This is a genomic window from Bradyrhizobium sp. TM233 (genome assembly GCF_036247965.1).
GTDB classification, from domain to species: domain Bacteria; phylum Pseudomonadota; class Alphaproteobacteria; order Rhizobiales; family Xanthobacteraceae; genus Bradyrhizobium; species Bradyrhizobium ottawaense.
In genome coordinates this window covers 445812-472105 of sequence record NZ_BTIG01000001.1, presented here as the reverse complement: position 1 = coordinate 472105, position 26294 = coordinate 445812, and the positions used below count along the sequence as shown (strand labels likewise).

Annotated in this window: 24 protein-coding genes; 21 read left to right on the top strand and 3 right to left on the bottom strand. The window is 65.0% G+C overall.

Features of this window, described 5'->3' with window-relative positions; all coding sequences use genetic code 11:
• Positions 1–126 precede the first annotated feature (126 nt).
• On the bottom strand, positions 127–1047 hold the full coding sequence (locus tag AABA86_RS02265; RefSeq protein ID WP_212245352.1) for a LysR substrate-binding domain-containing protein: 921 nt from the start codon (positions 1045–1047) through the stop codon (positions 127–129).
• 273 nt (positions 1048–1320) lie between these two features.
• Here AABA86_RS02265 and AABA86_RS02260 point away from each other — a divergent pair, with 273 nt between their 5' ends.
• From AABA86_RS02260 to AABA86_RS02215, 10 genes are all read left to right on the top strand, one after another.
• Positions 1321–2355, top strand: a complete 1035-nt coding sequence (locus tag AABA86_RS02260; protein ID WP_212245350.1) for an ABC transporter substrate-binding protein — start codon at positions 1321–1323, stop codon at positions 2353–2355.
• Between the two features lie 23 nt (positions 2356–2378).
• Entirely contained in the window at positions 2379–3419 is a 1041-nt protein-coding gene (locus AABA86_RS02255; RefSeq protein ID WP_212245348.1) for an ABC transporter ATP-binding protein, read from the top strand.
• On the top strand, positions 3416–4291 hold the full coding sequence (locus AABA86_RS02250) for an ABC transporter permease (RefSeq protein ID WP_338305604.1): 876 nt from the start codon (positions 3416–3418) through the stop codon (positions 4289–4291). The genes AABA86_RS02255 and AABA86_RS02250 overlap by 4 nt, the downstream gene beginning before the upstream one ends.
• Positions 4288–5097: an ABC transporter permease gene (locus AABA86_RS02245; RefSeq protein ID WP_338305603.1), complete on the top strand. Its 810-nt coding sequence runs from the start codon at positions 4288–4290 to the stop codon at positions 5095–5097. The genes AABA86_RS02250 and AABA86_RS02245 overlap by 4 nt, the downstream gene beginning before the upstream one ends.
• A gap of 8 nt (positions 5098–5105) precedes the next feature.
• A complete protein-coding gene (locus AABA86_RS02240; RefSeq protein ID WP_338305602.1) occupies positions 5106–6302 on the top strand; it encodes an NAD(P)/FAD-dependent oxidoreductase in 1197 nt (398 codons plus the stop codon).
• Positions 6303–6329: 27 nt separating this feature from the next.
• The gene (locus AABA86_RS02235; protein ID WP_338305601.1) at positions 6330–6626 is read left to right on the top strand and encodes a (2Fe-2S)-binding protein; all 297 of its coding nucleotides are present in this window, start codon (positions 6330–6332) and stop codon (positions 6624–6626) included.
• Positions 6623–8041: an FAD/NAD(P)-dependent oxidoreductase gene (locus tag AABA86_RS02230; protein ID WP_338305600.1), complete on the top strand. Its 1419-nt coding sequence runs from the start codon at positions 6623–6625 to the stop codon at positions 8039–8041. The genes AABA86_RS02235 and AABA86_RS02230 overlap by 4 nt, the downstream gene beginning before the upstream one ends.
• Positions 8038–9159 (top strand): NAD(P)/FAD-dependent oxidoreductase, encoded by a 1122-nt coding sequence (locus AABA86_RS02225; RefSeq protein WP_338305598.1) that lies wholly within the window; start codon positions 8038–8040, stop codon positions 9157–9159. The genes AABA86_RS02230 and AABA86_RS02225 overlap by 4 nt, the downstream gene beginning before the upstream one ends.
• Positions 9160–9176: 17 nt before the next feature.
• Positions 9177–9524 carry a RidA family protein gene (locus AABA86_RS02220; protein WP_338305597.1) on the top strand — a complete coding sequence of 116 codons (348 nt, stop codon included), beginning with the start codon at positions 9177–9179 and terminating at the stop codon, positions 9522–9524.
• A 171-nt stretch (positions 9525–9695) separates the two neighbouring features.
• Complete coding sequence (locus tag AABA86_RS02215; RefSeq protein WP_338305596.1) at positions 9696–11309, top strand: ABC-F family ATP-binding cassette domain-containing protein; 1614 nt, start codon at positions 9696–9698, stop codon at positions 11307–11309.
• Positions 11310–11495: 186 nt separating this feature from the next.
• On the opposite strand, the gene AABA86_RS02210 is transcribed toward AABA86_RS02215, so the two are convergent.
• Complete coding sequence (locus tag AABA86_RS02210; protein WP_338305595.1) at positions 11496–12830, bottom strand: dicarboxylate/amino acid:cation symporter; 1335 nt, start codon at positions 12828–12830, stop codon at positions 11496–11498.
• A 141-nt stretch (positions 12831–12971) separates the two neighbouring features.
• Between AABA86_RS02210 and AABA86_RS02205 the strand changes: the two genes are divergently transcribed.
• Both AABA86_RS02205 and AABA86_RS02200 read left to right on the top strand, forming a co-directional pair.
• Positions 12972–14291: a solute carrier family 23 protein gene (locus AABA86_RS02205; RefSeq protein ID WP_338305594.1), complete on the top strand. Its 1320-nt coding sequence runs from the start codon at positions 12972–12974 to the stop codon at positions 14289–14291.
• Positions 14292–14363: 72 nt separating this feature from the next.
• Complete coding sequence (locus AABA86_RS02200; protein ID WP_212245319.1) at positions 14364–15200, top strand: SDR family oxidoreductase; 837 nt, start codon at positions 14364–14366, stop codon at positions 15198–15200.
• A gap of 42 nt (positions 15201–15242) precedes the next feature.
• On the opposite strand, the gene AABA86_RS02195 is transcribed toward AABA86_RS02200, so the two are convergent.
• Positions 15243–15503: a DUF1488 family protein gene (locus AABA86_RS02195; RefSeq protein ID WP_212245317.1), complete on the bottom strand. Its 261-nt coding sequence runs from the start codon at positions 15501–15503 to the stop codon at positions 15243–15245.
• Between the two features lie 360 nt (positions 15504–15863).
• Here AABA86_RS02195 and AABA86_RS02190 point away from each other — a divergent pair, with 360 nt between their 5' ends.
• The 9 genes from AABA86_RS02190 to AABA86_RS02150 all read left to right on the top strand — a co-directional run bounded on the left by AABA86_RS02190 (position 15864) and on the right by AABA86_RS02150 (position 25294).
• Entirely contained in the window at positions 15864–16196 is a 333-nt protein-coding gene (locus AABA86_RS02190) for a hypothetical protein (RefSeq protein ID WP_246550039.1), read from the top strand.
• Positions 16197–16249: 53 nt separating this feature from the next.
• Entirely contained in the window at positions 16250–17029 is a 780-nt protein-coding gene (locus AABA86_RS02185) for a sensor histidine kinase (protein WP_338305592.1), read from the top strand.
• Positions 17030–17074: 45 nt separating this feature from the next.
• Positions 17075–17479 carry a hypothetical protein gene (locus AABA86_RS02180; protein WP_212245313.1) on the top strand — a complete coding sequence of 135 codons (405 nt, stop codon included), beginning with the start codon at positions 17075–17077 and terminating at the stop codon, positions 17477–17479.
• Between the two features lie 136 nt (positions 17480–17615).
• Positions 17616–18437 (top strand): NAD-dependent protein deacetylase, encoded by an 822-nt coding sequence (locus AABA86_RS02175; RefSeq protein ID WP_338305591.1) that lies wholly within the window; start codon positions 17616–17618, stop codon positions 18435–18437.
• Positions 18438–18578: 141 nt separating this feature from the next.
• Complete coding sequence (locus tag AABA86_RS02170; protein ID WP_212245309.1) at positions 18579–20663, top strand: hydantoinase/oxoprolinase family protein; 2085 nt, start codon at positions 18579–18581, stop codon at positions 20661–20663.
• Between the two features lie 2 nt (positions 20664–20665).
• On the top strand, positions 20666–22324 hold the full coding sequence (locus AABA86_RS02165) for a hydantoinase B/oxoprolinase family protein (RefSeq protein WP_338305589.1): 1659 nt from the start codon (positions 20666–20668) through the stop codon (positions 22322–22324).
• A gap of 34 nt (positions 22325–22358) precedes the next feature.
• Entirely contained in the window at positions 22359–23357 is a 999-nt protein-coding gene (locus AABA86_RS02160) for a TRAP transporter substrate-binding protein (RefSeq protein ID WP_338305588.1), read from the top strand.
• Positions 23358–23364: 7 nt separating this feature from the next.
• Positions 23365–23958 (top strand): TRAP transporter small permease subunit, encoded by a 594-nt coding sequence (locus AABA86_RS02155; RefSeq protein WP_038951026.1) that lies wholly within the window; start codon positions 23365–23367, stop codon positions 23956–23958.
• Between the two features lie 31 nt (positions 23959–23989).
• Positions 23990–25294 (top strand): TRAP transporter large permease, encoded by a 1305-nt coding sequence (locus AABA86_RS02150; RefSeq protein ID WP_338305587.1) that lies wholly within the window; start codon positions 23990–23992, stop codon positions 25292–25294.
• The last annotated feature ends 1000 nt before the right edge of the window (positions 25295–26294 follow it).

The window sequence follows — 26294 nt, the reverse complement described above, 5'->3', positions numbered from 1 at the left end:
AGGGCAGGGGAGGGGGCTCTCTCCAACCGGGGACATTCCCGATGCGGAGAAAGCCCCCACCCGGCGCTTCGCGCCGACCTCCCCCGCAAGCGGGAGAGGTTGAGCGAGCCCGCGGCTTGCATCGATCTAACCTCGCGCCATTCCGCTTTGATCTTCGAACTCCATCAGCGCCTTGCGCATGGTCTCGACCAGGTCCAGCGCCACCGGTGAGGGACTGCGCTGTGCTGGGAAGACGGCTGAGAATTCGAAGTCGATGCGTGGCAGGAAGCGCCGCACGACGACGCCGCGCGTCGCAAATTCCTGTGCGGTGAAGGGGTCGCAGATCGAGACCCCGAGCCCCGATGACACCATCCCGCACATGATCTCCGACAGCGTCGTCTCCACCCGCAGCACGCGGCGGACGTCGCTGCGGTGAAACACCTGGTCGACGAGATGCCGGCTCGACGATCCCGCCGACAGCGAGATGAACGTCTCGCCCTCGAAATCGCGCGGCTCCAGCACTTCTTTCTCGGCGAGGCGATGTCCGGTCGGCACTACCGCGACGCGCGCCAGCGCCGGCAGGCGCAGGCTCGGCAGGCCGGAATGGGCAATCGGCACCTCGGCAAAGCCGATGTCGCATTGATTGTTCAAGACCCAGTCGACCACGATCGGCGAGATCACGCCGAAGAAGGCCAGGTTGAGATTGGGCCGTTCTTTCAGGAAATGTCCGGCAAGCCGCGGCAGGTAGCCGTTCGCCAGCGCCGGCAGCGCGGCGATGCGCAGCGAGCCGGTGCGGCGGCCACGGATTTCTTCGGCCGCAGCCGTGATGCGTTCGAGACCGACAAAGGAGCGCTCCACTTCGGTATAGAGCGCCATTGCCGCGGCGGTCGGCACGAGGCCGGTGCCGCGTCGCTCGAACAACTCCATCTTCAAAAGCGCCTGGAAGTCGCGCAGCAACCGGCTGACAGCGGGCTGCGTCACCACCATCAGCTTCGCGGCCTCGGTGACGCTGCCGGTCAACATTGTCGCGCGGAAGGCCTCCACCTGCCGCGAATTGATCCGCGCCATTCCAAATCCATACATAACATTTAGACATACAGAGGTTGCCATTATTCATTGGACGATGGAAGTATAGGTTGCGATCTTTTTCATCAGGACTGGAGACAGCCCGCTTTTTCGGCAGATTGGAGGGGTTCAAGCCTCCAGATCGCGCCAAAACCCGCCGTACGGGCGCCGGAGCCCTGTTTGGAGACGGGATTGCGCGGAAGGAAATGCGGAAGAGGCTTCAGCCAGCGAGACTCGTCGGCACGTCACCTCATTCCGGTATGGAGATCGGTCCACATGAAGACTTTTCGCCTTCTGACCGCGGTCAGCATCGCAGCGCTCATTGCCGTCCCGTCGGCCGTTTCGGCCCAGCAAAAGACGCTCTACGTCGCCGGCTATGGCGGCTCGTTCGAGAAGACGATCCGCGACGAGGTGATCCCCGCCTTCGAGAAGGAGAACGGCGTCAAGGTCGAATACGTCGCCGGCAACTCCACCGACACGCTGGCCAAGCTCCAGGCGCAGAAGGGCAATCAGCAGATCGACGTCGCCATCGTCGATGACGGCCCGATGTACCAGGCGATCCAGCTCGGCTTCTGCGGCAAGCTCGAGGGCCTGCCGGCCGATCTCTACGACACCGCGCGCTTCAAGGACGATCGCGCGGTTGCGATCGGCATCGTCGCGACCGGCCTAATGTACAACACCAAGGTGTTCAAGGAGAAAGGCTGGGCGCCGCCGACCTCGTGGAATGACCTGAAGGACACGAAATACGCAAAACAGCTGGTGATCCCGCCGATCAACAACACCTACGGTCTCGAAGCGCTGGTGATGCTGTCGAAGATGAACGGCGGCGGCGAGACCAATGTCGATTCCGGCTTCAAGATCTTCAAGGAACAGATCAATCCGAACGTGCTCGCTTACGAGCCGTCGCCGGGCAAGATGACCGAGCTGTTCCAGTCCGGCCAGGCCGTGATCGCAGTGTGGGGCACTGGCCGCGTGCAGAGCTTTGCCAATACCGGCTTCCCCGTCGACTTCATCTATCCCAAGGAAGGCGCCGCGACGCTGCTGACCACGGCCTGTCCGATCACCAAGCCGAACGCTTCGCCGCTGGCGTCAAGCTTCGTCAAGATGCTGCTCGACCCCAAGATCCAGCTCGTGATGCTGAAGGATTACGGCTACGGCCCGGTGCTGAAATCGCTGGTGATCCCGCCCGAGCTCGGCAAGATGGCGCCGATCGGCGAGCGTGCGGCCAAGCTCTATAATCCGGACTGGACCGTCATCAACGAGAAACGCGAGGAGTGGACCAAGCGCTGGAATCGCGAGGTCGAACGCTGATCGTTCGCGGCGGAGACAGCGATATGGCCTATCTCGAGCTCGATCGGGTCGCAAAACAGTTCGGTGCGCAGACTGTGGTCGATGACTTCAGTCTCTCGGTGGGGAAGGGGGAGTTCATCTCCTTCCTCGGCCCGTCCGGCTGCGGCAAGACCACAACGTTGCAGATGATCGCGGGTTTCCTCGATCCCACCCGCGGCGCGATCCGCCTCGAGGGCAAGGACCTGACCGCGATCCATCCGGCCAAGCGCGGCCTCGGCATCGTGTTCCAGAGCTACGCGCTGTTTCCGCACATGACGGCGGCGGAGAACGTCGCCTTCGGTCTCGAGATGCGCAACGTGCCGCGCACTGAAAGAGCCGAGCGCGTCCGTGCCGCGCTGGCGATGGTCGGCCTCGCCGGCTTCGAGGATCGTCATCCCCGCCGCATGTCCGGCGGCCAGCAGCAACGAGTGGCACTCGCCCGTGCGCTGGTGATCAAGCCGAGCGTGCTGCTGCTCGACGAGCCGCTGTCGAACCTTGACGCCAAGTTGCGCGAGGAGATGCAGATCGAGCTGCGCCAGATCCAGCGCACCATCGGCACCACAACGATCCTCGTGACCCACGACCAGAACGAGGCGATGTCGCTGTCGGATCGCATCGTGGTGATGAGCCAGGGCAAGATCGAGCAGATCGGCACGCCGCAGGAGACTTACGAGCGACCGGCCTCGGCCTTCGTCTCGCAGTTCCTGGGCAAGACCAATGACTTTGCCGGAACGATCGATCGGACCGTCTCGCCGACGCAGTTGGTGGCGGGCTCCTGGCGCGCGCCGGCGCCGGCCGGGCTCGGCGGTCCCGTGACCGTCAGCGTTCGCCCCGAACGAATCGGCTTTGGCGATACCGGCCTCAGCGCAAAAATCGTCACCCGCATCTTCCAGGGCAATCACTGGCTGTTCCAGTGCGACAGCGAATGCGGTCCGGCGATCGTGATCCGCCAGAATGACGGCAAGGCGCAGCCGGCTGAGGGCGACGCGGTTCGCCTCGCCTGGCGTCCGGAGGACATGAGCGTGCGCGCGAGGGCCGTCGCATGAGCGCGGTCGCCGAGGAGCGCAGCGCGCGTGCGCCGTGGGCGCTGACGGCGCCCGCCTTGATGCTGTTCGTCGGCGTCTTGCTGATTCCGCTGGCGATGACGGTGATGCTGTCGTTCCACGATTGGGGCCAGTACAAGGGCATCGAGCCGGTCTTCATCCTCAAGAACTGGCATGAGATCGCGACCGATCCCTATTACGCCGAGATGTTCTGGCGGACCTTTCGCATCGCGATCCTGACCACGCTGCTCACCGCGCTGCTCGGGGCGCCCGAAGCCTACATCCTCAACCGCATGAGCGGGCGCTGGAAAAGCTTCTTCCTGCTGGTCATTCTCGGGCCGCTTCTGATCTCCGTGGTGGCGCGCACGCTCGGCTGGGCGCTGCTGTTCGGCGGCAACAACGGCCTCGTCAACAAGCTCCTGATGTCGGCAGGCGTAATTCGTTTCCCCATTCCCTTCATGTTCACCGAGACCGGCATGGTCATCGCCCTCGCGCATGTGATGATGCCGTTCATGGTGCTCTCGGTGTGGGCCGCGCTGCAGCGGCTCGATCCGCAGATCGAGAATGCCGCGATGTCGCTCGGCGCCGGCCCCGCCACCATCATTCGCCGCATCATCATGCCGCAGATCATGCCGGGCGTGCTGTCGGGTGCGATCATCGTGTTTTCGCTCTCGGCCAGCGCGTTTGCCACGCCCGCGATCATTGGCGGCCGCCGGCTCAAGGTTGCCGCGACGCTCGCCTATGACGAGTTCCTCAACACGCTGAACTGGCCGCTCGGCGCAGCCGTCGCCACGCTGCTGCTGGTCGCGCTGGTGCTGATCGTCGTCGGCAGCAATGCGCTGATCGAGCGGCGCTACGCCGAGGTGTTCCGATGAGACGGAACGGCCCGCTGGCGCTGATCTTCCATACCTTCTTCGTCATCGTCATGGTGGCGCCGATCGCGGTGGTCTGTCTCGTCGCCTTTACGCCCGAGGGCTTCCTGTCACTGCCGACCAACGGCTTTTCGCTGCGCTGGTTCAGGACCATCGCGAACTACCCCGAATTCATCCACGCCTTCTGGGTCAGCCTTGGCCTCGGCGCGCTGTCATCCTTCGTGGCGCTCCTGTTCGCGGTGCCGGCGGCGCTGGCGATCGCGCGCTATCGATTCCGCGGCCGCGATGCGCTGGCCGCGCTGTTCCTTTCGCCGCTGATGATCCCGCATGTCGTGCTCGGCATCGCCTTCCTGCGCTTCTTCACCTCGGCCGGCCTGGGCGGCAGTTTTGCCGCGCTGATCATCGCGCATGTCATCATCGTGTTCCCGTTCGCGCTGCGGCTGACGCTTGCGGCAGCGACAGGCATGGACCGCACGGTCGAGATCGCGGCGGTCTCGCTCGGCGCCGGCGGCTGGACGCTGTTCCGCCGCGTGACCTTGCCGCTGATCCTGCCCGGCGTCATCAGCGGCTGGGCGCTCGCCTTCATCCAGTCCTTCGACGATCTCACCATGACCGTCTTCCTCGCGGCACCCGGCACCGAGACGTTGCCGGTGCGCATGTTCCTTTATATCCAGGACAACATCGATCCGCTGGTGACGTCGGTCTCGGCCTGCGTGATCGCTGTGACCATGACCGCCCTCATTCTGCTCGACCGCTTCTACGGGCTCGACCGCGTGCTCGCCGGCAAGGGCGGCGATACGGGGCGATAGGAGAACTTATGTCTAAAGCGTTTTCGAGCGAAGTGGACGCCGGTTCGCGTAAAGAAAACGCGTCTAAACAAAAATCTGATTACGACGTCGCCGTCGTCGGCGGCGGGTTGCTCGGCTCCGCGATTGCCTGGGGCCTCGGCCGGCTTGGCAAGTCCGTTGCCGTGCTCGACGAAGGCGACATCACCAAGCGCGCCTCGCGCGCGAACTTCGCGCTGGTGTGGGTGCAGAGCAAGGGGCTCGGCATGCCCGCCTATACGGTGTGGACGGTGCAGGCGTCGCAGGCGTGGGGCCAGCTTGCTTCCGAGTTGAAGCAGCAGACCGGGCTCGATGTCTCGCTTCAGCAGAATGGCGGCTTTCATCTCACGCTCGGCGAGGACGAGTTCGGCCAGCGTACCGAGCTGGTCAAGCGCATGCACAATCAGACCGGTGCAGCCGACTACAAGATGGAGATGCTCTCCGCATCCGAGGTGAAGAAGTCGCTGCCGCTGATCGGGCCGGAGGTCTCCGGCGGCAGCTATTGCCCGCTCGACGGCCACGTCAATTCGCTGCGCACGTTCCGCGCCTTCCACACCGGCTTCAGGGCGTTCGGCATCGATTATCTTCCCGAGCGTCCGGTCTCGGCGATCAGCAAGAGCGGCGGCGAATTCCGCCTGACCACGCCGAAGGGCGAGCTGCGCGCGGCCAAGATCGTGCTCGCCGCCGGCAATGCCAACCAGACGCTGGCGCCCATGGTCGGCCTCTACGCGCCGATGGGCCCGACCCGCGGCCAGATCGTGGTGACCGAGCGCACCATGCCGTTCCTGCCGCATCCCCTGACCACGATCCGCCAGACCGACGAGGGCACGGTGATGATCGGCGACAGCAAGGAAGACGAACTGGATGATCGTGCGCTGAAACATTCGATCAGCGCCGTGATGACCGATCGCGCCCAGCGCATGTTCCCGCATTTGTCGCGGCTCAACGTCGTCAGGAGCTGGGCCGGCATCCGCGTGATGCCGCAGGACGGCTTTCCGATCTACGACCAGTCGGAGACGCATCCCGGCGCTTTCGTCGCCTGCTGCCATTCCGGCGTGACGCTGGCCTCCAACCACGCCTTCGAGATCGCGCGCATGGTTGCGGCTGGCGCGCTCGAGCCGGAGCTGGTCGGCGCGTTCTCGGCCAGCCGCTTTGGTGGCGCGGGCACGGCGAACAACAGCGGCTACTAGAGATATCAAGGAGCCAAGAGGCATCCCATGTTTAAGAGATCCGAACAGGACAAGCGACCGCAGGTCGAGATCTTCGTCGACGGCGTTGCCGTGGCGGCGCGCCAGGGTGACACCGTCTCGGCCGCGCTGCTGGCCTCCGGCGTTGACGCGCGCCGTTCCACCGCGGTGAGCGGCGCGCCGCGTCTGCCCTATTGCATGATGGGCGTGTGCTTCGACTGCCTCGTCACCATCGACGGCGTCGGCAACCGCCAGGGCTGCCTCGTGCCTGTCGCCGAGGGCATGCAGGTCGAGATTCAGAAGGGCAAGCGGGAGATCGGGAAATGACTGTGGCTCCCAAGCGCGAAGACTATGACGTTGTGGTGATCGGCGCGGGACCCGCGGGCCTTGCCGCTGCTGCGACCTCCGCCGAAGCCGGCTTGTCGACGCTGCTGCTCGACGAGAATGTCGGCCCGGGCGGTCAGGTGTTTCGCGCGATCTCTTCGACGCCGGTGACCGATCGCAATCAGCTCGGCGCCGATTATTGGCTCGGTGCCGATCTCGTGCAGGCTTTGCGCGCCAGCAACGCTGAAGTCATTCACCGTGCCACGGTCTGGAGCCTCGACCGCAACCTCGAGATCGCCGTCTCGGTCGGCGGCGCGTCCGCTTTCGTCAAGGCGAAGCGCGTGATCCTCGCGACCGGCGCACTGGAACGGCCGTTTCCGATTCCTGGCTGGACGCTGCCGGGCGTGATGACCGCCGGCGCGGCGCAGACGATGCTGAAATCATCGGCGCTGGTTCCTGATGGCCGCACGGTGATCGCGGGGCAGGGGCCGCTGCTCTGGCTGCTCGCCGCGCAGATCCTGCGCCTCGGCGGTCGCATCGACCGCATCCTTGACACCACCGAGCGCGGCAACTACTTCGCGGCGCTGCCGCACGCCTTCGCCTTCCTGACCTCGCCCTATTTCGCCAAGGGCCTCGCTATGATGCGCGAGGTGAAGGCCAAGGTGCAGGTCGTCTCCGGCGTCACGGAGCTCTCGGCGGCCGGCGACGGCCAGCTCGCCAGCGTCAGCTATGTCGCCGGCAGCAGGCGTGAGACCATTCCTGCTGACCTGCTGCTGCTGCATCAGGGCGTCGTGCCCAACGTCAATCTCGCCATGTCGGCCGGCGTCGAGCATCGCTGGGATGATCTGCAACTGTGCTGGTCGCCGGTGCTAGATGCCGGCGGTAGTTCGTCGGTCGCCGGCATTGCGATCGCCGGCGATGGTGCCGGCATCGGCGGCGCCAATGCCGCCGTGGTGCGCGGCCGCATCGCGGCGCGTGCAGCGGTGGAAGCGCTGGCGCCCGCGGCTGCAGCAAAGCTGCCCGCGATGGCGACACTGCGCGCCGATCTCGCCAAGGCCGAGCGCGGCCGCGTCTTCCTCGACACGCTGTTCCGCCCGGCGCCGCAGTTCCGGATTCCCTCGGGCGACACCATCGTCTGCCGCTGCGAGGAGGTGACGGCAAAGGACGTTCTCGACTCTGTCGCGATCGGCGCGACCGGGCCGAACCAGCTCAAGGCCTATCGCCGCACCGGCATGGGGCCGTGCCAGGGCCGTCTCTGTGGACTCACCGTCACCGAGCTGATGGCGCAAGCGCGCGGCAAGAGCCCGCAGGAGATCGGCTATTACCGGCTGCGCGCGCCGGTCAAGCCAATCACGCTCGCTGAGCTCGCCGCCGTTCCGAAGAGCGAGGCTGACGTCAAGGCGGTGGTGCGCGGATGACAAGATGCGTGGATGCGATCGTCGTCGGCGGCGGCATCCACGGATGCTCTACCGCGTTGCATCTGTGCCTCGCCGGCCTGAAGCCGGTGTTGATCGAGAAGGATTATGCCGGACGCCACGCCTCCGGCGTCAATGCCGGCGGCGTCCGTCAGCTCGCCCGGCATATCCCCGAAATTCCGCTCTCGATCCGCTCGATGGGAATCTGGGAGAAGATCAAGGATCTCCTCGACGACGATTGCAGCTTCGAGAGCCACGGCCAGGTGCTGGTCGCGGAAAACGAAGAGGAGCTCGCGGTCTGCCGTGCGCGCGTGGCCGAGCTCAATGCGCTCGGCTTCACCCACGAAGAGCTGATCGACGCGACTGAATTGCGCCAGCTGGTGCCGGCAGTGGCCGAAACCTGCCCCGGTGGCGTGGTTTCGCGCCGCGACGGTGCGGCCAATCCGGCGCAGACGACGACGGCGTTCCGGCGCAAGGCCCAGCAGCTCGGCGCGACCGTGCGCGAGGGCGTGGCCGCCAGCAACATCCGGTACAGCGATGGGCTCTGGCATGTCGATGTCGGCACTGAAGCCTTTGCCGCGCCGGTGCTGGTCAACGCCGCCGGCGCCTGGGCTGGCAAGATCGCGGCCGCGCTCGGCGAGCCCGTGCCGGTCGAGACCGTGGCGCCGATGCTGATGATCACCTCGCGCGTACCGCACTTCATCGATCCCGTCGTGATCCTGCGCGGGCGAAAGCTCTCCTTCAAGCAGTTCTCCAACGGCACCGTGCTGATCGGCGGCGGTCATCTGGCGACGCCCTATCAGGATCGCAACGAGACGGTGCTGGATTGGAAGAGCCTCGCGACCAGCGCACGCACCGTGTTCGAGCTGTTCCCGGTGATGCGCAGCGCCACCATCGTCCGCGCCTGGGCCGGGATCGAAGCGAAGATGAAGGACGATATTCCCGTGTTCGGGCCGAGCAGCCGTCACAAGGGACTCTATCATCAGTTCGGCTTCTCGCTGCACGGCTTCCAGCTTGGCCCCGGCGCCGGCGCCGTGATGGCGGAGCTGATCGTCAATGGCGGCACCCAGACCCGCGTCGGCGGTCTCGGCATCGACCGCTTCCATCCCTCAACGCCCTAGCAACAAGAGGATATCTCATGAGCATCACCCGCAGCATCCGCACGCCCATCATGCACCGCGCCGTCGAGGCCAATGGCTTCGTCTTCCTCGGCGGTACCATCGCCGATGACACCAGCGTGTCCATGGGCGATCAGACCCGCAACATCCTCGGCAAGATCGCCGGCTATCTGAAGGAAGCCGGCACCGACAAGAGCCGCATCGTCAGTGCCTCGATCTTCGTCACGGATCTCTCCAGGAAGAAGGAGATGGACGCGGCCTGGACCGAGTTCTTCGGCGACAATCTGCCGACCCGCGCCACTGTCGGCGTCGCCGATCTCGGCGGCAGCGCGCTGATCGAAGTGGTGGTCACCGCACTCAAGGGCTGATCGCGACAGGCCGACGAGGGACGTCGGCGCTTCCCGCGCCGTCGTCCCCTCGAACCGCGCCTTGATCTCGCGCTTCGATGGGACTAGTTAGAGGGTCCCCGATCAGGATATTCGCAGCCATGGATTTTACCCCGACCGCAAAGCCCATCCGCCTTGCTCACGGGGAATTCCATGCCTGCTTCAATCATCCTGTCGAATCTGTCGCTGTCCACGCCTGACGGCCGCTCTCTCTTTTCCAATATCGATCTGACGTTCGGCGCCGAGCGGACCGGCCTCGTCGGCCGCAATGGCGTCGGCAAGACAACGCTGCTTGCGTCGATGTCCGGGGAGCGTCTTCCCCAGGCGGGGCGCGTCGTCGTCAACGGAACCGTCGGTTTGCTGCGCCAGGATGTCCAGCTCTTTGCGGGTGCGACGGTGGCCGATCTGTTTGGGTCGCGTGGTCAGCTCGCGCTGCTTCGCCGCGCCGAGCGGGGGGAAGCCTCGGCCGACGACCTCGCCGAGGTCGATTGGACTCTCGAGGCACGCTTACAGGCTGCGCTTGCACGTCTCGGGTTTGATCTCGCTCCCGACACCGAGCTGGAGCGGCTGTCCGGCGGTCAGATCACGCGGGTTCGCCTCGCCGCGCTCGCCTTCGCCGGGCCCGACTTCCTGCTGCTGGATGAGCCCACCAATAATCTGGACCAGGACGGCCGCAAGGCCGTGATCGATCTCCTCGCCGCCTGGCGCGGCGGCGCGATCGTCGTCAGCCACGATCGGCGCCTGCTCGATACGATGGATGCGATTGTCGAGCTGACATCGCTTGGCGCCACGCGATACGGCGGCAATTGGAGCAGGTTTCGCGAACAGAAGGCCGTCGAGCTCGCAGCCGTCAGGCACGACCTCGCGCATGCCGAGAGGCGGCTGTCCGAGATCGACGGGAAGGCGCAGGAGGCCGCGGAGAAGAAAGCGCGCAAGGACAGCGGCGGCAGGAAGAAGCATGCCAAGGGCGACATGCCGCGCATCCTGGCCGGGGCGCGCAAGGATCGCAGCGAGGACACCGGCGGCAAGACCGCGCAAATCGCCGAGCGGCTGCGCGCGGAAGCGCTTGAAGCCGTCGACACGGCGCGCCGGCGCATCGAGATTCTTCAGCCGCTTTCCGTCAAGCTGCCTGCGACCGGCCTGCCGGCGGGCAGGGAGGTGCTTTGGCTGGACCGCGTCAGCGCCGGCTATCGGCCGGAGCAGCCGGTCCTGCGCGATCTCTCACTTGCCGTCGTCGGCCCGGAACGGATCGCGCTGGTCGGGCCCAACGGCTCCGGCAAGACGACGCTGTTGAAACTCATCGACGGCGAGCTGCGTCCCTTCTCGGGCACCCTGCGGGTCAGGCCGGATTTCGCGCGGTTCGACCAGAAGGTCAGCCTGCTCGATCCCTCGATCTCCATCCTGGAGAATTTTGGGCGTCTCAATCCGAAGGCGGGAGCGAACGAATGCCATGCCGCGCTGGCGCGGTTCATGTTTCGCGCCGATGCCGCCTTGCAAGTCGCCGGAAGCCTGAGTGGCGGGCAGATGTTTCGCGCGGGCCTTGCCTGCGTGCTGGGCGGGTCATCGCCGCCGTCGCTGCTGATCCTGGACGAGCCGACCAATCATCTCGACATCGAGTCCATCGAAGCGGTCGAAGCAGGCCTGAGGGCCTATGACGGCGCGCTGCTCGTCGTCAGTCATGACGAAGCGTTCTTGCAGGCGATCGGGATTACGCGGCGGATCGATGTTGCCGCAACGGTGCTGCGCACTCACAGCGGGATCGTCTGATCCCGGCCGGCGGTCCTGATATGGCAGTGATTTTCAAAAACCCGACGCCCTGCCCCCAGCGCGTCGGGTGGAAAAAATGAGTATCAATCCGTGATCCCAACGCAACTGTTGTGACGCGTCCCGCAGCAATTGACCACTCCGGGAAACTACCGCGTCGGAATCGCGCTGAGCCGGCTCGTTTGCAACCTACGATGCTGCGCTCCCGCCCGGCTCCATCGCCTCGCCGATCTCCAGCGGATGGGCCATGGTCTCGTGCAGCGCGTCGCGGTCGAGCTCGCCTTCGGAGATGCTGATGACGACGCAGGCGACGCCGTTGCCGATCAGATTGGTCAGCGCGCGGCATTCGCTCATGAACTTGTCGATGCCGACCAGGATCGCGATCGACTGGATCGGGATGTCAGGCACGATCGACAGTGTCGCGGCGAGCGTGATGAAGCCCGCGCCGGTCACGCCCGAGGCGCCCTTCGAGGTGATCATGGCGATGCCCAAAATGCCGAGCTCCTGCCAGATGGTCAGATGGGTGTTGGTCGCCTGCGCCAGAAACAGCGTCGCCAGCGTCATGTAGATGTTGGTGCCGTCGAGGTTGAAGCTGTAGCCGGTCGGAATCACGAGGCCGACCACGGACCGCGAGGCGCCGAGATGCTCCATCTTCTGGATCATCTGCGGCAGCACCGTCTCGGAGGACGACGTGCCGAGCACGATCAGCAGCTCGTCCTTGATGTAGGCGATGAAGCGCAGGATCGAGAAGCCGGCGAGCCGCGCGATCGCACCTAACACCACGAGCACGAACAGCATGCTGGTGAGATAGAACGTGCCGATCAGGGCGGCGAGATTCAGCAGCGAGCCGAGGCCGTAGGCGCCGACGGTGAAAGCCATCGCGCCAAAGGCGCCGATCGGGGCGACGCGCACGATGATGCGGATGATGCCGAAGAACATCTTCGCGGCCTTGTCGATCGCGTCCGCAATGGGCTCGCCAGCCTTGCCGAGGAAGGCGATGGCGAAGCCCGATAGGATCGAGATCAACAACACCTGGAGCAGGTCGCCCCGCGCAACCGCGCCAAGATAGCTGTCGGGAATGATCGCCATCAGATGGGCGACGATGCCCTCTTCCTTGGCCTTGGTGACGTAGGTCGCGACCGACTTCGGATCGATCGTGGCGGGGTCGATGTTGAAGCCGTGTCCGGGCTGGAGAATCTCGCCGACGAGCAGGCCGACCGCGAGCGCGACGGTCGAGACCGTCTCGAAATAGATCAGCGACTTCAGCCCGACCCGGCCGACGCGCTTGAGGTCGCCCATCGAGGAGATGCCGTGCACCACGGTGCAGAAGATCACCGGCGCGATCATCATCTTGATCAGCGCGATGAAGCCGTCGCCGAGCGGCTTCAAGGCCTTGCCGAGATCGGGATAGAAATAGCCGGTGAGCACGCCGAGCGCGATCGCGATCAGCACCTGCACGTAGAGGATCTTGTACCAGGGCTGGTGCCGGCGATGGATGGCTGGCTGGATCGCGACTTGTGTCATAGAGTGTGCCCCGGAACGCATTGATTTTGCGGGATTTTGATCTTGCACGCCTTGCATCATGTGATGGTCGCCGCAGAAGCGACAATCACATTTTTGTCGGATCGCACGAAGATCGGTCGCTGCACCGCAACTGGGGGAAACATGTCGACTTCATCAGGCTCCGACGAGCAACAGCAAGGCTATTTTCCGCGTTGGACGTTGAAGACCTCGGGCGTGATCATGCCGGAGGACCGGCTGTCATGGGGCCAGACGGTCGTCTCCGGTCTCCAGCATTGCGTCGCAATGTCGGGCTCGACGATCATCGCGCCGCTGCTGATGGGGTTTGATCCCAATGTCGCCGTCCTGTTCTCCGGCGTCGGCACGCTGATCTTCTTCGTCATCGTCGCCGGGCGCGTGCCGAGCTATCTCGGGTCGAGCTTCGCGTTCATCGCCGTCGTGATCGCCGCCACTGGCTATGCCGGGCAGGGGCCGAACCCGAACTTGTCGGTCGCGCTCGGCGGCATCGTTGGCGCCGGGGTGCTCTATGGCGCGATCGCGCTCATCGTGATGTGGTCGGGGGTCGGCTGGATCGAGCGGCTGCTGCCGCCGGCCGTCACCGGTGCTGTGGTCGCGGCGATCGGCCTCAATCTCGCGCCCGTGGCGGTCAAGGCGGTGAGCGCCGGCGCGTTCGATACGGGAATCGGGCTTGCGACCGTTCTGATCATCGGCGTGGTTGCGGTTGCAGCTCCAGGCCTGTGGCGCCGCCTGCCGATCATCCTCGGTGCGATCGGTGGATATCTTCTGTACTTGCTGTTCGCGAACGGCCTCGGCTTCGGCAAGCCGATCGACTTCACTCAGCTTTCGGCCGCGCCGTGGCTCGGCATGCCGAGCTTCACCACGCCGACATTCCAGGCTGATGCGATCTTCCTGATCGCGCCGGTTGCGATCATTCTCGTTGCCGAGAACCTCGGTCACATCAAGGCCGTCGGCGCCATGACGGGCCGGAGCCTGGATGCCTATCTCGGCCGCGCCCTGTTCGCCGACGGTCTCGCGACCATCGTGGCGGCCTGCGGCGGCGGCACCGGCGTCACCACCTATGCCGAGAATATCGGTGTGATGGCGGCGACGAAGGTCTATTCGACCTTGCTGTTCGCCTTCGCCGCCATCGTGTCGATCCTGCTCGGCTTCTCGCCGAAATTCGGCGCGCTGATCCTGTCGATCCCGGGGCCTGTCATCGGCGGTCTCTCGATCGTGCTGTTCGGACTGATCGCGGCGATGGCGGGCCGGATCTGGGTCGAGAACAGGGTCGATTTCGCCAATCCTGCAAACCTGATCACCGTCGCCGTAGCGCTGACCGCCGGTGCGGGCGACCTCACGCTCAGATTCGGTGCATTCACGGTCGGCGGGATCGGCACGGCAACTTTTGGCGCCATCATCCTTTACCAGATCCTGACCTCGCCGCTGGCGCGGCGCGCGGCGTGAATCCCAGCGATGCACGAAAGGGTGGAACAAAACGCCGGTTCCATCGATGATGAGACATCCCGGAGAGAACCCATGCCGCAAACCGATCGCTCGACCTCCTTTCCCTCGCGCCTCGTTGGCCGATACGCCCTGGTGACCGGCGCCTCGCAAGGCATCGGTCGCGCCGTCGCCATCCGGCTCGCCCAGGAAGGTGCGACTGTTGCGATCAATTATTTCGAGAACGAGGAGCGGGCGGAGGAGACGCTGGCGCATGCACGCACGGCATCGGGCGATCGTGGCCATGGCAAGCTCGATCATCTCATCGTCAGGGCCAATGTCGGCAACGAGCAGGAGATCGCCGCGATGTTCGAGACGATTTTGGCGCGCTGGAAGCGCCTCGATTGTCTCGTAAACAATGCCGGCTTCCAGAAGGAATCGCCGAGCGAGGCGCTCGACGTCGAGACCTATCGGCGCATCATCGACGTCAACCTCAACGGCGCCGTGCTCTGCGCGCAGAAGGCGCTCGCGCATTTCGTGGCGCGCGGGGGAGGGGGCTCCATCATCAATTGCTCCAGCGTCCACCAGATCATCCCGAAACCCGGCTATCTCGCTTATTCGATCAGCAAGGGCGGCATGGCCAATCTGACGCGCACGCTGGCGCTGGAGTTCGCCGGCCGCGGCATTCGCGTCAACGCGGTCGGGCCTGGCGCGATCGACACGCCGATCAACGCGGCCTGGACCGGCGATCCCGAGAAGCGCGGCGTCGTCACCAGCCACATTCCCATGGGACGCGTCGGCACGCCGGAGGAGATCGCCGCCGTGTTCGCTTTCCTCGCTTCTGACGAGGCGAGCTACATCACCGGACAGACCATCTATGCCTGCGGAGGCCTGACGCTGTTCCCCGAGTTTCGCGAGAACTGGGCAAGCTAGAGACGTGGGTTCCCGGACGAAATCATAAGCTCATTGACCGCTTCAGAAATCTCCTGCGAGCAGGTCGTAGGAGCCCCTGCTGCCGCGGACATACTTCCTGGCCGCAGCGGCACATATCAAGTCGCGATTGCAATCGAACGCGTTCAGGAGTTCCGATTCGGTCGCATGGGCGCCCGGTTGAATCCGCTTCAACGCGCCTTCGTCGATGAAGAACGAGGCCTCGATGGCGCTGTCGTGTCCCCAGAATCGCACGGCCCGCCGCGTCCGGTCATATGAGCGGCTGTGATTTGGAAAATCGATCATGGTTCGAGCCGATCAGGTTGCAGCTGCCCTGCGCCGGCCTTCACGCCGTTGGAGTCGGGGCACGCTCGGTGGCCGACGCCCGGCTTGCGTACGTCAGGAACACGGACGTTTCATGAGACCTGACAAGAGTGAGCCGGTTGCGCCCCTTTCAAATGATGGTCTGGCACCGAGGTTACAACCAGGTTCGATGCCGATTGCGACGAATAGTTCTCTGCAAGCCTCGCTATTCGGCGAAAGGTGACTATATCTCGCCTATCACCGCTCGCCCCTCGGCCGTTATCGGTGACTGAGAGCATTGCGCTCCCGCCGCGACCAAGAGGCGGTCAATATGTCGGTTTCCCCGGGATTCATCCTTCGCGAGTGGCTCGTACCTCCGGTCGTGCTGCCCATCTTCTTCGTGCTGGTGATCGCCGTTTCGATGTTGATTCAATGGTAGTCGGTTTCGGCGCGCCTTCGCCGTCGGATCAGGCAAGCACCCCATCGGATTCAATTCAGCCGTCGCTCGGTTGCGAGCTGAACTCGAGGGCGATCGACGCCCTCCGTCGAGCCCGCGAGATGCCGTCGGGAGACAAGCGCATGGCGGCAATGCGCAGGGCAGCGATTCTTGGAAATGCCGTTGAAATTCACGCCTATTTCTCGGCAACGAAGGCGCCCAAGCAAGATCAACTCACCGCTGAAATCCCGCCTTCGTAACTGAACGTTCCACTGACATCAGGTCCGGCGAAACCTTCGTGACCCCCTCACCAATGCTCGAGATCGATCTCCGCACGGGCCAGCACCTCGGCGGCGGAGAATCGCATGAGGATGCTCTGGCGGCAGAGAATGTCAGCCTGCGGCTTCTCCTTGCCCAGGCCGAGATCAACACGAGGGGTCTGCTTGCCAGGGCGGGCATCGACGCCAGGGAGCGGGAAACCTCGGACAAGCTGCAAAAGCTGATCCTTGAAGAGCTGCACCACCGCATCAAGAACACGCTCGCGACCGTCTCCGCCATCGTCTCCCAGAGCTTGCGCGGCGAGCAAGGTGTGGCGCACGCACAGCAGGCCATCGCCGGGCGGCTGCTTGCGCTTGGCCGCGCGCACGATCTCCTCGTGCGGGCGAGTTGGTCGAGTGCCGACCTCGGGGCGGTCGTCCGCAGCGCCATCGAAGCTTTCGACGATCCCGCTGAATCGAAGTTCTCGATTTCGGGACCCGATCTCCGGATCAATTCGGGTGCCGTGGTCGCGGTCGCGATGACGCTCAATGAGCTTTGCACGAACGCCACGAAGTATGGAGCCTTTTCGGCTCCAAAAGGGCGCGTCGATCTCCACTGGACGATCGATTCATCGGCGCAACGCTTGCGCCTGACCTGGATCGAGAAGAACGGTCCGTTGATCCAGTCACGCGCAAAGCGCAGCTTCGGAACGCGATTGATCGAGACGCTGGGTCGCGAACTCCAGGGCGACGTGCAATTGACCTACGCGGAGAGAGGCTTCGCGTACACGTTCGACGCTCCATTGGCTTCTCTGAGTGTCCCGATGCCGGCCTAGCCGGCAGGCTGAAATACGCCGAGACTTTCAACGAAAGAAGGCGGCATGTTCAAATTTCTACAGTATCGTGCAAGAGCGGCCGCGTACGGCGAACTGGCCAAGAGTTCGCCCGGCAAGGATGATACCCGCAAATTCGAGAAACTGCAGGACAGCCTTGCATCGCGCGCGGACAACGAGCAGGTCCTCGCGGACCAATACGTGGATGCCGTGAATATCGGCGAGACGGAGCGACTGCGCGGCGCAGCCCTCGCGGCGGAGGAAGAGCGTGTCTTGCGATGTCTCGGTGCGGCCGTCATCATGCAATGGAATTCCCTGCCGACGACGCTTCAGCGGGAGATCTTCGACACCGCCGGATCGGTCGGAACGTTGTTGGACACGGCGGCGCTCCGCGGCCAGATCGCCCGGTTTCTTCACAAGCACAGGCATGACACCGATCCCGGCAAGATCTGACGGGTGACGTGTTCGGGCAGGACAGCGAGCATTCGCCGCCGGCATTCCTCCGGCACGGATCAACCCGTCGCCCGCTTCGGGCCGCCGGCACGGGAGTGATCTGGCAAAATGTCGCGGCGCGGACTACATCTGCGCCATGTCAAATGCTCCGCCGGCAAACCCTCCGCTCCAGGATTTCGTCAACCGGCACGAAAAGCTGTTCGTGCTGACCGGCGCCGGCTGCAGCACCAATTCGGGCATTCCCGACTATCGCGACAGCAACGGCAACTGGAAGCGGACCCAGCCGGTCAACTTCCAGTCCTTCATGTCGGACGAGCATACGCGGCGGCGCTATTGGGCGCGCAGCCTGATCGGCTGGCGGCGGTTCGGCCAGGCGCGGCCGAACGATGCGCATCGTGCCTTGGCCCGGCTCGAGGCGAACGGCCGGTGCGGGATGCTGCTGACCCAGAACGTCGACCGGCTGCATCAGTCCGCCGGCCACCGCGAGGTGATCGACCTGCACGGCCGGCTCGACCTGGTTCGCTGCATGGGCTGCGGAGCGAAGACGCCGCGCGAAGAATTTCAGCACGCGCTTGGTCGCGCGAATGCGGCGTGGCTGACGCTCGATGCGGCCGATGCACCTGATGGCGACGCCGATCTGGAGCACGAGGATTTTTCGTCCTTCCAGGTGCCTCCTTGCGAAGCCTGCGGCGCCATCCTCAAGCCCGACGTGGTGTTCTTCGGCGAGAACGTGCCGCGCGACATCGTCGCCGCCGCACAGGACCATCTGTCGCAGGCCGACGCCATGCTGATCGTCGGCTCATCGCTGATGGTCTATTCCGGATTCCGCTTCGTGCAGGCTGCCGCGCAGCGCAATATCCCGATTGCGGCGGTCAATCTCGGCCGCACCCGCGCCGATGATCTTCTGACTCTGAAGGTCGAGGAGCGCTGCGAAGCGGCGCTTGCATTCCTGCTCTGATCGCGCCGGCGGCGAACACACCTTGCCTATTGCATAGGTGCCAAGCAGAATGGCCGGGCGCGGCGTTGTCCTCGTCGTCCATGGCATGGAAATTGCTGCGCTTTCGACCTCAGTCTTGACGACCAGCGCGGAGAATTTGGAATGCTTGAGGGAGCCGAGGTGCGGCTTGCCGTGGATATCGGTGGCACGTTCACCGACATCGTGCTGGACGTGGGTTTGGATCGCAAGACGCGCAAGCTGCTGACGACGCCGCAGCGCCCCGAGCAGGCGGTGCTGGACGGCATGCGTCTCATTCTCGCTGATGCCCGCGCTCATATCAGCGACATCGACGTCTTCATTCACGGCACCACGCTCGCAACCAACGCGATCATCGAGCGCCGCGGCGCCAAGACGGCGCTGATTGCGACCGAAGGTTTTCGCGACGTGCTCGATATCGGCACCGAGAGCCGCTACGATCAATATGATCTCGGCATCGACAAGCCGAGGCCGTTGGCGCCGCGCAGCCTGCGTTTCACCGTGCCCGAGCGCGTCGACGCCCACGGCGCCGTCCGTCTCGCGCTCGACGAAGCGTCGGTGCGTGCACTCGCGCCGAAATTGCGCGAGCAGGGCGTCGAGAGCGTCGCGATCGCCTTCCTGCACTCCTACGCCAACCCCGAGCACGAGCGTCGCGCCGCCGCGATTCTGGCCGAGGAGATGCCGGGCATCTCCGTGACCGTGTCCTCCGCCGTCTGCCCGGAGATTCGGGAGTATGAGCGCACCTCCACGGCGGTCGCGAACGCCTATGTGCAACCCCTGATCGACGGTTATCTCGCCCGCATGGCCGATGCCCTGCAGGTCGAGCAGTTCCGCGGCGCGATCTATCTGGTCACCTCCGGCGGCGGCGTCACCTCGATCGAGACGGCGCGGCGCTTTCCGGTGCGCCTCGTCGAGTCCGGGCCTGCCGGCGGCGCAATCTTCGCGGCGCAGATCGCAGCGCGTCTCGGCGAGAGCAAGGTGCTGTCCTTCGACATGGGCGGCACCACGGCAAAGATTTGCCTGATCGAAGAATATCAGCCCGAGACCTCGCGCGTGTTCGAGGTCGATCGCGCCGCGCGTTTCCTCAAAGGCTCCGGCCTGCCGGTGCGCATCCCCGTGATCGAGATGGTCGAGATCGGCGCCGGGGGCGGCTCGATCGCGCATGTCGACGCGATGAAGCGCGTCACTGTCGGGCCCGAGAGTGCATCGTCCGAGCCGGGACCGGCCTGCTACGGTCGCGGCGGCCAGCGTCCGGCAGTGACGGACGCGGACGTTGCGCTCGGCATGATCGATCCCGACGCATTTGCCGGCGGTACGATCAAGCTCGATCCGGAGCTTTCGAAACAGGCGCTGCTGCGCAGCGTCGGCGAGCCGCTGGGTCTTTCAGCGGAAACCGCAGCCTATGCGGTACATGAGGTGGTCTGCGAGAACATGGCGAGTGCGGCGCGTGTCCATGCGGTCGAGCGCGGCGAGATCGTCGGCCAGCACACGCTGATCGCCTTTGGCGGCGCGGCACCGCTGCATGCGGCGCGCGTCGCCGAGAAGATCGGCGTCTCCCGGGTGATCGTGCCGTCGAATGCCGGTGTCGGCTCGGCCGTCGGTTTCCTTGCGGCACCGATCGCCTATGAGCTGGTGCGCAGCCGACATGTCCGGCTCGATGATTTCGATACCGAAGCGGTGTCGGATCTCCTGCAGGAGATGGTGACCGAGGCGCGCGCGCTGGTCGAGCCTGGTGCTGCCGGTGCGCCGGTGCGCGAACGACGCGCCGCCTTCATGCGCTATGTCGGCCAGGGCCATGAGATCTCAGTCGAGCTGCCGAACCGGCGGCTGACGGGGGCAGATCTCGCCGGCCTGCGCCAGAAGTTCGAGGCGGACTATTCCGCGATGTTCGAGCGGCCGATCCCGGGTGCCGCGATCGAGGTGTTGAGCTGGTCGGTGCTCGCGACGACGGAGGCGCGTAATCCATCTGCTGTCGCCGCCGTCACGCGCAAGCCTGCCGGCAAGGCTGTCGGCAGCCGCAAATTCTTCGACGGACGGGCCGGCGAGGTGATCGAGATCCCGCTCTATCGCCGCGAGGACATGGCGCCCGGTGCGACCATCGCAGGCCCCGCCGTGATCGCAGAGGACGAGACCTCGACCTTCGTCTCCACCAGTTTTGACGCCCATATCGACGGTGCCGGCAGCATCGTCATGGAACGGAAGGCGGCCTGATCATGAGCAAGGCAAATGGCGCGAGCCTGATCGACCTTCAGATCATGTGGCACCGGCTGATCGCCGTGGTCGAGGAGCAGGCGCAGGTGCTGCTCCGCACCGCCTTCAGCCCGATCGTGCGCGAATGCGGCGACCTCTCGGCCGGGGTGTTCGACCTCAAAGGGCGGATGCTGGCGCAGGCGGTGACCGGCACGCCCGGTCACGTCAACTCGATGGCGGAATCGGTCAAGCACTTCATCAACCACTTCCCGATCGAGACGATGAAGGAGGGTGATGCCTACATCACCAACGATCCCTGGATGGGCACCGGTCATCTCAACGACTTCGTCGTCACCACCCCTTGCTTCAAGGACGGCAAGCCGGTCGCGCTGTTCTCCTGCACCAGCCATCTGATGGACATCGGCGGCATCGGCTTCGGGCCTGACGCCACCGACGTGTTCATGGAGGGGCTCTACATCCCCATGCTGAAGCTGATCGACCAGGGCGTCGTCAACGAGACGCTGATGGCGATGATCCGCACCAATACGCGGCTGCCGATCGACACCGAAGGCGACACCTATTCGCTCGCGGGCTGCAACGACGTCGGCTGCGAGCGCCTGGTCGAGATGATGACCGAGTTCGGCATCGATACGCTCGACGAGCTCGGCGACTACATCTGCGACCGCTCGCGCGAGGCCGTGCTCGCCGAGATCGCAAAGCTGCCGAAGGGCAGCTGGCGCAACACCATGGTGGTCGACGGTTACGATGCCCCGGTCACGCTGGCGGCGACGCTGACGATCTCGGATGCGGGCATCCATGTCGATTTCGACGGCACCTCCGCCGCCTCGAAGTTCGGCATCAACGTGCCCTTGTCCTACACCACCGCCTACACCGTGTTCGGCCTCGGCTGTGTCGTCGCCTCGCAGATCCCGAACAATGCCGGCTCGCTGTCGCCGCTGACGGTATCGGCACCCGCCGGCGCGATCCTGAATGCGCCCAAGCCCGCGCCGGTCGCCTCGCGCCACATCATTGGCCAGATGCTGCCCGACGTCGTGTTCGGCTGCCTGCGCCAGATCATTCCCGAGCGCGTGCCAGCGGAAGGCACCTCGTGCCTGTGGAATCTCAACGTCCGCGGCCAGACCCGCTCCGGCGTCGGCGGCAATTACGGATTCTCGATGGCGGTGACCAGCAACGGCGGCACCGGTGCGCGCTTCGGCAAGGATGGGCTTTCGGCCACCGCCTATCCCAGCGGCGTGCGCGGCACGCCGGTCGAGATCGCGGAGACGCAGACGCCGCTGATCTTCTGGCGCAAGGAGCTGCGTCCGGATTCCGGCGGGGCAGGGCGCACCCGCGGCGGCCTCGGCCAGATCATCGAGGTCGGCAGCGGCGTCGATGCGCCGTTCGACATCCTGGCCGCGTTCGACCGCATCGATCATCCGCCGCGCGGCCGCGATGGTGGCCACAATGGCGAGGCCGGCTATGTCGGCCTCAAGTCCGGCAAGAAGCTGCGTGGCAAAGGCTTTCAGCAGGTGCCGCCGGACGACCGGCTCGTTGTGCTGACGCCGGGCGGCGCCGGCATCGGCGATCCCGCGACGCGCGAGCGCGGGGCGGTCAAGGAGGATATCGAGAGCGGGCTCGTCTCCGCTGACAATGCGGTTGCAGTCTATGGATACGCGCGCTGACGCGTCGGTACGCTTTGGTAAAGGGAGGGGTGCAATGATCACGCGACGGAACTTCACCACGGGCGCAGCGACGCTGCTTGCCGCAGGCCACATCTCGACCCGCGCGCGGGCGGCGACGGTGAGCTGGGACATGTCGACGGTGTGGCCCGACGGCAATTTCCACACCCAGAACGCGTTTGCCTTCGCGGAAGAAGTGAAGAAGCAGAGCGGCGGCACGGTTGCCATCACCGTGAAGGCGGGCGGCCAGCTCGGCTTCAAGGGCCCCGAGCACTTGCGCGCGGTGCGCGACGGCCTGGTGCCGCTCGCCGACGTCCTCAACATCCAGCAGGTCGGCGACGAGCCCTTCATGGGGGTCGAGAGCATTCCCTTCCTCTGCAGCTCGATGGACGAATTGAAGGTGCTGCACAAATATGTGCGGCCCGAATACGAGAAAGTCGCCGCACGCAACAACCAGAAGATCCTCTACATCGTGCCGTGGCCGACGCAGTATCTGCATCTCAAGGTCAAGGTCGCCGATGTCGACGGATTGAAGAACATCAAGATCCGCGTGCCCGACAAGAACGCCGTCGACATGCTGGCCGTGGTCGGCATGGCGCCGGTGATGATCCCCTGGGGCGAGACCATCCCCGCGCTCGCCTCGGGCGCCGTCGCGGGCGTCTCGACCTCGGCGGTCTCGGGCGTCGACGGCAAGTTCTGGGAATTCCTGAAATACGTCTACCCGACCAATCACGTCTGGTCCTCGCAGATGCTCACCGTCAATCTCGATTCCTGGAAGGCCCTCAGCGCCGACCAACAGCAGATGGTCGCCGGCATCGCCGCGAAGATGGAGCCGGGGTTCTGGGCGAACTCGCTCAAGGCCGATGCCGACAGCCTCAACCGCCTGAAGGAGGGCGGCATGGAGGTGGTGCCGGTCTCGGGCGCGATGATGACGGATATCCGGGCCAAGACCGCGCCGCAGCTCGACGCCTTCCTCAAGCGCGTGCCGGCGGCCGATAAGCCGGTGCGGGCCTATCTCGCCGAAATGAAGCGCTGAGGCCGATATGGTCAGCGTTTCGCCCGCGGCTTCACAAAGTCTCAACGCCGCGGCGCCGGCGCCGCTGCGCATTCTGCTCGACGGCATCGACCGTCTCGGCCGGCTCGACGGCTGGATCGGCGGCGGCTGCCTGTTGACGCTGACACTGCTGATGCTGTGCGAGGTCGCAACGCGTTTCCTGTCGAACTTTCTGTCGTTCTTTCCCCCGACGATCTCGATCGCGTGGGAATACTCATCTTATCTGATGGCGGCGTCGTTCACCTTCGGCGCCGCCATGACCTTGCGTGTTGGCGGCCACATCCGTGTCGTGCTTTTGCTCAAGAACGCGCCGGCACCGTTGCAACGCGCGTTGGAGATATTGTCGGCCGCGGCCGGTTTTGCCTTCATGGCGTTCCTGACCTCGGCCATGGCGAAGTTCGCCTTCGGCGCCTATGTGCGCGGCCAGGTCTCGACCTCGAGCGACACGCCGCTGTGGTTTCCGGAAGCCGTCGTCACCTTCGGCATGCTGCTGCTGACCCTCCAGTTCCTCGCGCGCGCGATCCAGGCTGTGCTCGGCCTGCCGCTGGAGGATCACCGCATGAAGGCCTCGCCCGTCGAATGACAGCTTTGCTCGCTCCCGGATTCCAGATCGCATGACCATCGAAGTCGTCGCCCTCTTCGCGATCCTGTTTGCGCTGCTGGCCTGCGGCGTATGGATCGGCCTCACGCTTGCGCTCACCGCGACGCTGCTGCTGGCGATGTTCCGCTCGATCCCGCTCGACAAGCTGCTGCCGCAATACGCCTGGAACATCCTGACCACGCAGGAGCTGCTGGCGCTGCCGCTGTTCATCCTGATGGGCGAGCTGCTGTTTCGCACCCGCCTGTCGCGCTCGCTGTTTCAGGGGCTGGCGCCCTGGGCGGGGTTGCTGCCCGGCCGATTGCTGCATGTGAACGTGATCGGCTGCACCATCTTCGCGGCGATTTCGGGCTCGTCGGCCGCGACCACGCAGGTGATCGGCCGTATGTCGCTCAACGAGCTGTTGCGCCGCGGCTATTCGCGCGACATCGCGATCGGCTCGCTCGCCGGTGCCGGCACGCTCGGCTTCCTGATCCCGCCATCCAACATCATGATCATCTACGGCGTGCTCGGCGACGTTTCCATTCTCAAGCTCTTTACGGCCGGCGTGCTGCCCGGACTTCTGCTCGCCGCAACCTTCATGGGCTGGGTGATGCTGCACACGAGCCTCAAGCCCGCGATGGTGCCGGAGACGGAAGCAAAGCTCTCGCAGGTGCCCTGGGGCGAGCGCTTCGCCGCGCTGAAGGACCTTGCGCCGGCGCTGTTCCTGATCGCCTGCGTGCTCGGATCGATGTATGGCGGGCTTGCAACGCCGTCGGAGGCCGCCGCCGTCGGCGTGCTCGGCGCGGCGCTGGTCGCCTGGGCGCAGGGCTCGATGTCGCAGCAGGTGATGCGCGACGTGCTGATCGGCTCGGTCGTGACCTGCTCGATGATCGCGCTGATCGTGCTCGGCGCCTCGATCCTCGGCAATGCCGCGGCCTTCCTCGGCATTCCTCAGGCGGTCGCTGCCTTCGTCAAGGGGCTCGGCCTGTCGCCCTTCATGCTGATCGTGGTGCTGATCATCTTCTACCTGATCCTCGGCTGCTTCCTCGACGGCTTCTCGATGATCGTGATGACGCTGCCGATCGTGCTGCCGATCGTGAAGGGCGCGGGCTTCGACGAGATCTGGTTCGGCATCTTCCTGGTGCTTGCCGTCGAGATGGCGCAGATCACCCCGCCGGTCGGCTTCAACCTGTTCGTGATCCAGGGCCTGACCGAAGACGGCCTCGGCTACATCGCCCGCGTCACGATGCCGTACCTGATCATCATGGTCGGCTTCGTGCTGCTGCTGACGCTGTGGCCCGGCATCGTCACGATCCTGCCGCGGGTTCTGTACGGGTAGATCGCCGGCTTGTCTCACCTACCATCCGTTGTGGTGCCCGACGGGCAAAACACGCCAGCGCTGGGTCGAGAGCTCAGCGCAAAAATATTCGAATTTACAGAAGTTCGGTTTTGCCGTACAAATCGCGGCATCCCGCCCGCCACAAGGGGCGTTTCGCGATCGTCACGGGACGCGGGCCGGGATGCGGTGGCCGCGACGGCGTCGGCGCGTGATGTTGGCTGCAGGGCGGGGAAACCCGTGAGCAGCGGCAGGCGCGATACGACACGGCGCTGACAGCGTCCTTGTCCGGCCTCGACGGCGAGCGCACGCCAGCCGTCGGGAATGCGGATGGGGATGTGCGCGGACGGAGAAGTCGTGTGGTCCTGACGCCCGGGGTCTGTGCGTCAAGGCTTGCGGTGATGTGGCGGCCAACCGGTGCGCGCATCTGAAATCCGCAAGGCGACGGGGGCAATAGTGCATCGCTCCCCGAGGAGAGCACGAAGGACACCGTGAAAACCATCGCGCAGGGAAGGCCGGGCGACCGGCACACCTGTCGTCCACCCCGTGCGCGTTCTCCAGCACACGCGGGACTTCGGGTGCCAGCCGGCGCCCGGCCTTCCCTGCGCCCTTGCCTTCAAGGGTGCGAGACGAAAGCAAAGCTCGGGCGAAACAGGCCGCGAGGATGCGAAGGTATGTCTGCGATGCCGTAGGATGGGTAGAGCACTTGCGAAACCCATCGTGTTCAACGTGGAAGAAGCGTCGATGGGTTTCGCTTCGCTCTACCCATCCGACGAACGATCGCGTTGATCGTCCTCGCGCCTCGATGCTGCTGCTGACGCTGTGGCCCGGTATCGTCACGATTTTACCGCGGGTGCCGTGCGGCTAGCTGCGAACGAGAAGCGGCTGCAGCATCTGTGCGAATCAAAGCTGCGAAACCTGTCAGCGAATGCGTGGACCTTGCGAGACCGACTTCGACCATCAGCGGTTGCGGCGGCTTCGCGGTCTCCCGCGCTGGATGCGT

Excerpts from the sequence above, each read along its gene's own strand:
- AABA86_RS02265 (WP_212245352.1), bottom strand. The coding sequence starts at position 1,047 with ATGGCGCGGATCAATTCGCGGCAGGTGGAGGCCTTCCGCGCGACAATG.
- AABA86_RS02260 (WP_212245350.1), top strand. The coding sequence starts at position 1,321 with ATGAAGACTTTTCGCCTTCTGACCGCGGTCAGCATCGCAGCGCTCATT.
- AABA86_RS02255 (WP_212245348.1), top strand. The coding sequence starts at position 2,379 with ATGGCCTATCTCGAGCTCGATCGGGTCGCAAAACAGTTCGGTGCGCAG.
- AABA86_RS02250 (WP_338305604.1), top strand. The coding sequence starts at position 3,416 with ATGAGCGCGGTCGCCGAGGAGCGCAGCGCGCGTGCGCCGTGGGCGCTG.
- AABA86_RS02245 (WP_338305603.1), top strand. The coding sequence starts at position 4,288 with ATGAGACGGAACGGCCCGCTGGCGCTGATCTTCCATACCTTCTTCGTC.
- AABA86_RS02240 (WP_338305602.1), top strand. The coding sequence starts at position 5,106 with ATGTCTAAAGCGTTTTCGAGCGAAGTGGACGCCGGTTCGCGTAAAGAA.
- AABA86_RS02235 (WP_338305601.1), top strand. The coding sequence starts at position 6,330 with ATGTTTAAGAGATCCGAACAGGACAAGCGACCGCAGGTCGAGATCTTC.
- AABA86_RS02230 (WP_338305600.1), top strand. The coding sequence starts at position 6,623 with ATGACTGTGGCTCCCAAGCGCGAAGACTATGACGTTGTGGTGATCGGC.
- AABA86_RS02225 (WP_338305598.1), top strand. The coding sequence starts at position 8,038 with ATGACAAGATGCGTGGATGCGATCGTCGTCGGCGGCGGCATCCACGGA.
- AABA86_RS02220 (WP_338305597.1), top strand. The coding sequence starts at position 9,177 with ATGAGCATCACCCGCAGCATCCGCACGCCCATCATGCACCGCGCCGTC.
- AABA86_RS02215 (WP_338305596.1), top strand. The coding sequence starts at position 9,696 with ATGCCTGCTTCAATCATCCTGTCGAATCTGTCGCTGTCCACGCCTGAC.
- AABA86_RS02210 (WP_338305595.1), bottom strand. The coding sequence starts at position 12,830 with ATGACACAAGTCGCGATCCAGCCAGCCATCCATCGCCGGCACCAGCCC.
- AABA86_RS02205 (WP_338305594.1), top strand. The coding sequence starts at position 12,972 with ATGTCGACTTCATCAGGCTCCGACGAGCAACAGCAAGGCTATTTTCCG.
- AABA86_RS02200 (WP_212245319.1), top strand. The coding sequence starts at position 14,364 with ATGCCGCAAACCGATCGCTCGACCTCCTTTCCCTCGCGCCTCGTTGGC.
- AABA86_RS02195 (WP_212245317.1), bottom strand. The coding sequence starts at position 15,503 with ATGATCGATTTTCCAAATCACAGCCGCTCATATGACCGGACGCGGCGG.
- AABA86_RS02185 (WP_338305592.1), top strand. The coding sequence starts at position 16,250 with ATGCTCGAGATCGATCTCCGCACGGGCCAGCACCTCGGCGGCGGAGAA.
- AABA86_RS02180 (WP_212245313.1), top strand. The coding sequence starts at position 17,075 with ATGTTCAAATTTCTACAGTATCGTGCAAGAGCGGCCGCGTACGGCGAA.
- AABA86_RS02175 (WP_338305591.1), top strand. The coding sequence starts at position 17,616 with ATGTCAAATGCTCCGCCGGCAAACCCTCCGCTCCAGGATTTCGTCAAC.
- AABA86_RS02170 (WP_212245309.1), top strand. The coding sequence starts at position 18,579 with ATGCTTGAGGGAGCCGAGGTGCGGCTTGCCGTGGATATCGGTGGCACG.
- AABA86_RS02165 (WP_338305589.1), top strand. The coding sequence starts at position 20,666 with ATGAGCAAGGCAAATGGCGCGAGCCTGATCGACCTTCAGATCATGTGG.
- AABA86_RS02160 (WP_338305588.1), top strand. The coding sequence starts at position 22,359 with ATGATCACGCGACGGAACTTCACCACGGGCGCAGCGACGCTGCTTGCC.
- AABA86_RS02155 (WP_038951026.1), top strand. The coding sequence starts at position 23,365 with ATGGTCAGCGTTTCGCCCGCGGCTTCACAAAGTCTCAACGCCGCGGCG.
- AABA86_RS02150 (WP_338305587.1), top strand. The coding sequence starts at position 23,990 with ATGACCATCGAAGTCGTCGCCCTCTTCGCGATCCTGTTTGCGCTGCTG.